This window comes from Bordetella petrii (assembly GCF_020991325.1).
GTDB lineage: Bacteria > Pseudomonadota > Gammaproteobacteria > Burkholderiales > Burkholderiaceae_B > Bordetella_A > Bordetella_A petrii_E.
Genome location: NZ_JAJMLX010000261.1, coordinates 1 through 6,273, shown reverse-complemented (window position 1 = coordinate 6,273; position 6,273 = coordinate 1). Strand labels below are relative to the sequence as shown.

At 65.6% G+C, this 6,273-nt stretch carries 7 protein-coding genes; 1 reads left to right on the top strand and 6 read right to left on the bottom strand.

Annotated elements, in window-relative coordinates; all coding sequences use genetic code 11:
• The 6 genes from LPZ50_RS20185 to LPZ50_RS20160 all read right to left on the bottom strand — a co-directional run.
• Positions 1-1,269 (bottom strand): PepSY-associated TM helix domain-containing protein (locus LPZ50_RS20185; protein WP_230664329.1); only part of this gene is annotated, 1,269 nt, incomplete at its 3' end.
• Positions 1,270-1,275: 6 nt separating this feature from the next.
• Positions 1,276-1,587, bottom strand: coding sequence for a hypothetical protein (locus LPZ50_RS20180; protein ID WP_230664327.1), 312 nt, complete (start codon positions 1,585-1,587; stop codon positions 1,276-1,278).
• On the bottom strand, positions 1,577-1,861 hold the full coding sequence (locus tag LPZ50_RS20175) for a hypothetical protein (RefSeq protein WP_230664325.1): 285 nt from the start codon (positions 1,859-1,861) through the stop codon (positions 1,577-1,579). The genes LPZ50_RS20180 and LPZ50_RS20175 overlap by 11 nt, the downstream gene beginning before the upstream one ends.
• A gap of 364 nt (positions 1,862-2,225) precedes the next feature.
• On the bottom strand, positions 2,226-3,101 hold the full coding sequence (locus tag LPZ50_RS20170) for an HpcH/HpaI aldolase/citrate lyase family protein (protein WP_230664323.1): 876 nt from the start codon (positions 3,099-3,101) through the stop codon (positions 2,226-2,228).
• 11 nt (positions 3,102-3,112) lie between these two features.
• The gene (locus LPZ50_RS20165; protein ID WP_230664319.1) at positions 3,113-4,285 is read right to left on the bottom strand and encodes a CaiB/BaiF CoA transferase family protein; all 1,173 of its coding nucleotides are present in this window, start codon (positions 4,283-4,285) and stop codon (positions 3,113-3,115) included.
• A gap of 1 nt (position 4,286) precedes the next feature.
• Positions 4,287-5,258 (bottom strand): Bug family tripartite tricarboxylate transporter substrate binding protein, encoded by a 972-nt coding sequence (locus LPZ50_RS20160; RefSeq protein WP_230664316.1) that lies wholly within the window; start codon positions 5,256-5,258, stop codon positions 4,287-4,289.
• A gap of 131 nt (positions 5,259-5,389) precedes the next feature.
• Here LPZ50_RS20160 and LPZ50_RS20155 point away from each other — a divergent pair.
• Positions 5,390-6,273, top strand: an 884-nt coding sequence (locus LPZ50_RS20155; protein WP_230664313.1) for a LysR family transcriptional regulator, incomplete at its 3' end; no start/stop codon positions are given.

The following is a 6,273-nucleotide window of genomic DNA, read 5'->3' as shown; positions in this document are numbered from 1 at the left end:
GGCCAGCCAGCGCGCGGCCAGCAGGCTGGCGGCCAGGCCCGCCACGCAGCCCAGGCAGGCGCCCACCGTCAGCGACGACAGCCAGTGCACGTGGCGCGGGTGCGCCGCTTCCGGCTGGCCGGGACGGCTTTTCTTCAGCCGCGCCTCGATCCACAGCAAATTCCCGGAATAGAACACCAGCGCGCCCAGCACACCCAGCACCACATACAGAATGCGCACCGGCAGCCCGCCGTAATTGCCGAAGTGCAGCCCGAAAAAGCTGCTCAGCGTGGCCGCCATGGCGGTCTGGTGGCCGGGCAGGTAGGTGTTGTCTTGGACCTGGCCCGTGTGCAGGTCGACGATGGCATAGCCCACGTGTCCCGAGCGCAGGAAGTGCCGGTCGTCGGCTCCCGCCACCCACACTTCGGGGTCTTTGTGGCCATCCTCTTCGATGGTGTAGTTCAGCGCGCGCGGCTCGAACGACGGCGCGGCCTGCCGCAGCCTGGCCAGCAGTTCGGACGGCGCCAGTTCGCCCGCCGGGTCCGCCGGGCCGTGGGCATGCGGGGCCATGGCGGCAGCATAGGGATCCTGGCCCGGGGCATACACCACCTTGGACTGCGCGCTGTAGATCCATTCGTGCAGGCCGAAGGTGGCCGCCGTCAGCGCCATCACGATATGGAACGGCAGGCTGGTGATGCCCAGCATGTTGTGCGCGTCCAGCCACATGCGCTTCACGTTATGCGTGATGCGCAGCAGGAACAGGTCTTTCACCAGCGAGGGCAGCAGGGCGATCACGCCCGACACCAGAGCCACCGCATAGGCCAGGCTGACCAGGCCGATGATGACCTCGGAACTTTCCTGGTCCATGGGCAGGCCGCCGGTGCGGTGCACGTCGTCGACGAAATCGCCGCTGGTGCGTCCGCTGCGCAATTCCGTCCCCGCCGCGATGCCGCTGGCGTGCCGCAACTGGCCGGCCGGATCCAGGTAGGCCACGTGGTGCTGGCCCTGGCGTGAATAATAAATGCGCGCCGCCGGGTCGTCGTGGCCGGGCAGCACCAGATAGGCCCGTCCGCGGGGCTGCGGCTCGGCGAAGAACGCCTCGGCCAGGGCATCGGCGTCGGCGCTGCCGGCGGGCAATTGCCAGGCCGCCTGCGTCCATTGCGTGATCTGCGGCTTGAACATCGCCAGCGCGCCGGCATAGAACGCGATGAACAGCACCACGCTGCACACGATGCCCGTCCAGGTGTGCACTACCTTGTACTTGCGTACAGTGCCCGTATCGACTGCCATGGCGCCCTACCTGACAACGGCCAGCGCAAGCGCCGCCACCGCGTTGGCGGCCAGCAGCCACAGCCAGCATGTCTTGCGGTCTGGTGCCAGGAACGACACCGAGATCACGGCGGCCCAGAAGGGCGCCACGCTCCACATCGCCACCTGGTACTGGGCGGAGTCCTGCCCGGTGCCCAGGAAGTGATTCAGGATGCCGCTGAGCGCCAGCGCCAGCGGAAACCCCAGCACGGTGCTGGCCAGGCCCTGGTGCAGCAATGTCGATTCGGATACCGGCGCGGCCTTCGGTTTGCGCCCTGGCGCGCCGGCTTCAGCTTTCATGGCGGGCCGGGCGGGGGCTGCGGCGGGACCGGTTGCGATAGCCCAGCAGGGCGGACACCAGTGGAATGCCTGCCATCAAATACAGCAGCGCCACCGAAATGGCCACCGCCAGGCTCAATGACCGGGCTAGCAGCAGCACCGCGCCCACGGCCAGCGCCAGGGCCAATGGCCATCCCAGAAGGCCGGACATACGGGGAGAGGCGCGTTCAGTGGACAGATTGGCAAGAATGCTGGCCAGTGCAAGCGCCAGCAGGCTGATCTGCGCAGAGGTCATGGCTGGTCGATTAAGAATATTAATTATGAGAATTGTTATCAATAATAATTAATATTGGCACGCCCTGTAAACCTGTGCGATGCGCGCACGCCACGGTGCCTGTCCGGTTGACGGCGCAGGGCGCTGGGTGTCGGGCTGGCCACGGCACCCCGGCCGCCATGGCCAGTTTCAAGGATTTTCACAGGTGTCTGGCTCCGACGGTGCCAGACACCGTTGTGTGCCACGACAGTCTCAGTAGGACGGTGTCAGGCACCCTGCGGGAGCCAGACACCTGTGAACACGGGTTAACGATGTCTGGCATCTCCGGAGCCAGACACCCGGCTGTACCCTGCGAAGCGCCCCCTTTCAGGTGACGCCACGGCCCTCAAATGCCGAAAGCCTCGGCTTTTTCCACAATGCGCTGCGCCTGCTTGACCACGGGCGCGTCCACCATCCGTCCTTCGAACGTGCAGGCCGACCGCCCCTTGGCTTCTTCTTCCCTGAAGGCCGCGATCAGGGCCCGCGCACGCTGGACGGCGGCCGGGGCGGGAGCGAAGGCGGCATTGGCGATGGGGACCTGGGCCGGGTGTATGCAGAATGCCCCCTCGAAGCCCAGCGCCGCGCCGCGCTCGACGGTTTGGCGAAACGCGTCGCGGTTGGCGAAGTCGGCCACCGAGCCCACGAAGCCGATGGGCGCGATGCCGGCGCGCCGGCAGGCAGCCACCGCCATCACATTGGGCACGTACAGCGTGTCCGGCGTCACCGCCATCTGCAACGACACGGCCAAGTCTTCGGCGCCGACGATCATGCCGCAGACGCGCGGATGCGCGGCGGCGATCTCCGCCATATTGTGCAGGCCCTCGGCATCTTCGACCATGACGATCAGGCGTGTGGCGCCCGGTGGCATGCCGCGCTCGGTTTCCAGTTCGTCGATGATCTCGGCCACCGACTGCACGAAGGCCGCATTGGGCACCTTGGGCAAGGTCAGCGCGCTGACCTGGGCGCATACGCTGGCTTCTATGTCGCGCAGCAGGTGACGCCAGGGCCGGTTGACCCGCACGATGACGTCCTTGCCGTGGTCGGCGCAGCGCCGGGCGACTTCGGCCACGCGCTCGCGCGCCCGGGCCTTCTGGTCCGGCGCGATGCTGTCTTCCAGGTCCAGCTGGATGGCGTCGGCGGGCTGCTTCAACGCGCTCGTGATGAATCGGTCGTTGACGATCGGCACGAACAGCATCGATCGCCATGCAAAGGTTTTGCTCATGGGGGGGCCTGTCAGTCCAGCGATACGTGTTCGAGTTCGGCCAGGATCTCGGCCGTGTGTTCGCCTATGCCGGGGGCGGGGCGGCGGAATGCGCCCGGGCTGGCCGACAGCCGCGGAATGATGTTGTGCATGGGCACGCTGCCCATGTCCGCGTCTTCGAGGTTGACGATGGCCTCGCGGCCCGTCACGTAGGGGTGGTCGATCAAGTCGGCCACCGAGCACACCGGCCCCGCGGTGACGCCGGCCTGTTCGAACAGCGCCAGGTTTTCCACTTGGTCGCGGCGGCCCACGAAGGCCTGGATAATACCGTCCAGCTCGTCCTTGTTCTGCACCCGCACGTCATTGTTCTCGAAGCGCGGGTCGGTTTTCAGTTCGGGCTGGCCAATGGTGTCGAAAATGCGCATGGCCATCGACTGCATCGACCCCGACATGGCGATGTGCTTGCCGTCGCTGCACACATAGACGTTGCGTGGGGCAGTGTGCGCGGACTGATTGCCCGAGCGCAGGGTGGGCGTGCCAGTGGCCTGGAACTTGGCCGCTTCCGAAGAGATCAGCGAGAAAATCGGTTCGAACAGCGACAGGTCCACCACCTGGCCGGTGCCGCTCTGCTCGGCCGCGCGCAGGGCGGTCAGCACGCCGGCTGCCCCGTAGATGCCGGCGATCATGTCGGCCATGGCCAGGGGCGGCAGGGCGGGCGGCTTGTCGGGAAAGCCGTTGAGATAGGCGTAGCCCGACATGGCCTCGACCAGGGTGCCGAAGCCCGGCTTGCCGCTGTAGGGGCCCGTCTGGCCCCAACCCGACACGCGCGCGATGACCAGCGCGGGGTTCAGCGCATGCAGCACGGCGGGCGACAGGCCCATTTTCTCGAGGCCGCCCGGAACGAAGTTCTCGATCAACACCTGCGACGACTTGATCAGCTTCTTGAGCTGGGCCAACCCGTCTTCAGACTTGATGTCCAGCGCCAGGGACCGCTTGTTGCGGCCGTAGACCTTCCAGTACACGGGCTGGCCGCCTTCGCGCCAGTGGCGCAGGTCGTCGCCCTTGCCGGGGCGTTCAACCTTGATGACGTCGGCGCCGAAATCGGCCAGGAACAGCGACAGCATATTCCCGGCCACCAGGCGCGACATGTCCACGACTCTGACATCTTTCAGCGGGCCCGCAAGCCCGGGGTCGAATGTTTTCATATCAATTGATCTGCGCGTCGGACGACTTGACGATATCGGCCCACAGCTTCAGGTCCGCGTCCAGGCGCCGCGCGAGTTGTGCGGGGTTGTCGTTCAGCGGCTCCACTCCCAGTTCGGCGAATTTCTTCTTGATGTCGTCACTGCCCAGGGCTTGCCGCGTGGCCTGGTACAGCGCATCAATCGTGGCCTGGGGCGTGCCTTGCGGCACATACATGGCTATCCACAGTTCGCCCGCGTAGCCGGGGATCTGCTCGCCGATGGCGGGCACGTCGGGCAGGGCTGGGTTGCGCTGCTGCGTGCTGACACCCAGCGCGCGCAACTTGCCCGACTGGATGTTGGCAATGGCGGAAGGCAGGCTGGCGAAGATCATGGGCACTTGCCCACCCAGCACGTCGGCCATGCCCGGCGCGACGCCGCGATACGGAATGTGCTGCAGCTTCAGCCCGCCTTTCTCGTCGAGCATCGCACCCAGCAGGTGATTGAGCGTGCCGTTGCCCGCCGACGCGTATTGGTATTTGCCCGGGTTGGCCTTGACCAGCGTGATGAACTCCTGCAGCGACTGGGCCGGGAATGACGGATGCACGCACAGCACATTGGGCACCGAGCCTATGCCCGCCACGGGCGCGAAGTCTTTCACGGGGTCGAAGCCCGGGTCTTTGTAGATGGCCGGGTTGATGGCTTGCGCGCTACTGATGGTGAACAGCACCGTATAGCCGTCGGCCGCCTCGCGCTTCACCTGGGCGGTGCCGATATTGCCGCCCGCACCCGGCTTGTTCTGCACCACGAAAGGCTGGCCGAGTTGCTGCGCCAGTTTTTCCGAAACAATGCGGGCCACGATGTCGTTGGTGCCGCCCGGCGCCTGCGGGACGACAACGGTAACGGGCTTATCCGGATAGGCCGCTGTCGCGTTCGTGGAAGCCAGGCCTAGGCCCGCCACGGCGGCCAGCGCGGCGGCCAGTTTCTTGAAAGGCATGAGAGTGTCTCCTTGGATGGTTTTCCGTCATTCTTCACCCAGGCAACACATAAGTAAAATAGTATAAAAATATACTATTCATATATAAACATATATATTTTGAGCGGCCCGGCCCGCGTACGGAACAGACCATGACGCTTACCCAGTTGCGGTATTTTCTTGCCGTCATCCGCTGCGGCAGCATTTCCGGGGCGGCCGTGCAAATTCACGTGGCGCAGCCGGCCGTTTCGCAGCGCCTGCGGCAGTTGGAAGAAGAACTGGGCCAGGTGCTGTTCCGGCGCCTGCCGCGCGGCATCGAGCTGACACAGGCCGGCCACCACCTGAAGGAACACGCGCTGGAAATCCTGCGGCGGGTGGATGCGGTCCATAACGATTTCAAGTCGTCGGAAACCAACCCCTTCGGCAATGTCACGCTGGGCATGTCCACCGCCGTCAATACCCGGTTCTGCGTGCCGGTGCTGGAAGAGGTGACGCGGGCGTATCCGAATATCCGGCTGACCCTCACCGAACACATGAGCGGCACCTTGCTCGAATGGACCCAGGCCGGCCGCACCGACCTGGCCGTGGTGTACGACGTGCCCACCGATACGCCGCTGGCCGTGCACAGCCTGGGGCGGGAAGACCTGTATCTGGTCACCGACGTCGAGCTCAAGCGGCGCCTGCCGCCCGTGATGTCGCTGGCGGACATTGTCGAGCTGGAACTGATTCTGCCGGCATTCCCGCAGACGTTGCGGCTAATGATAGAAAAAACCTTCGCCGACCACCTGGGCCGGCCGCCCAGGGTGCTGCTGGATGTGGATTCCACCTACGCCATCAAGAAGCTGGTATCGGCCGGCAAGGGCCAGAGCATCCTGTCGACGCATTCGGTCATAGACGAAATCGGGCGCGGCGAACTGGCCGTCACGCCCATCGCCGACCCGCCCATTACACGCACCATCAATCTGGTCACGCATCCCAATCGCGTGGCCGACCCGGCGGTGCGCGCCGTGCGCCGCGCGGTGCACGCGGTGCTGGC

Bases quoted from the DNA above. Each gene is read 5' to 3' on its own strand.
- LPZ50_RS20180 (WP_230664327.1), bottom strand. From the start codon at position 1,587: ATGAAAGCTGAAGCCGGCGCGCCAGGGCGCAAACCGAAGGCCGCGCCG.
- LPZ50_RS20165 (WP_230664319.1), bottom strand. From the start codon at position 4,285: ATGAAAACATTCGACCCCGGGCTTGCGGGCCCGCTGAAAGATGTCAGA.
- LPZ50_RS20160 (WP_230664316.1), bottom strand. From the start codon at position 5,258: ATGCCTTTCAAGAAACTGGCCGCCGCGCTGGCCGCCGTGGCGGGCCTA.
- LPZ50_RS20170 (WP_230664323.1), bottom strand. From the start codon at position 3,101: ATGAGCAAAACCTTTGCATGGCGATCGATGCTGTTCGTGCCGATCGTC.
- LPZ50_RS20175 (WP_230664325.1), bottom strand. From the start codon at position 1,861: ATGACCTCTGCGCAGATCAGCCTGCTGGCGCTTGCACTGGCCAGCATT.